This window comes from Actinomadura sp. KC345 (assembly GCF_004348515.1).
Taxonomy (GTDB): Bacteria; Actinomycetota; Actinomycetes; order Streptosporangiales; family Streptosporangiaceae; genus Spirillospora.
Window position 1 is genome coordinate 1 of sequence record NZ_SMKH01000598.1, and the last position, 414, is coordinate 414.

A 414-nucleotide genomic window follows, 5' to 3' on the forward strand; every position below is an offset into this window, starting at 1 on the left:
CGTCGAGCAGATCCCCGGCACCGGCGACCCCAAGCCGGTCTGGCTGTGGTCCTCACGCACCGGCGCCTGCCCGCAGCACGTCGACCGGCTCTGGCAAGCGTTCCTGCGGCGCTTCGATCTGGAGCACTGGAGCGCCCCGGGTTGGGTGGAGGCCCTGATACCTGGAAGGGTGAGGGGCTATGGCACCCCCGAGGAAGTACTCCCCTGAGCTGCGTGAACGCGCGATCCGGATGGTCTTTGAACTGCGTGAGCAGACAGGTGAGAGGACCGGGACGATCGCCCGAGTTGCCGACCAGCTCGGGGTGCATCGTGAGGCGTTGCGGACCTGGATTCGGCAGGCCGAGGTCGATGGCGGGCAGCGTCTGGGGACCACGACCAGCGACGCGCAAAGGATCGCCGAGTTGGAGCGCGAGA

General features: G+C 68.1%; 2 protein-coding genes. Both read left to right on the forward strand.

The features are described from left to right. Nucleotides 1-208: hypothetical protein (locus E1281_RS39825; protein WP_207943801.1), on the forward strand; the 208-nt coding region annotated here is incomplete at its 5' end. Continuing rightward, nucleotides 180-414 (forward strand): transposase (locus E1281_RS39830; protein WP_165959277.1); only part of this gene is annotated, 235 nt, incomplete at its 3' end. The genes E1281_RS39825 and E1281_RS39830, both read left to right, overlap by 29 nt.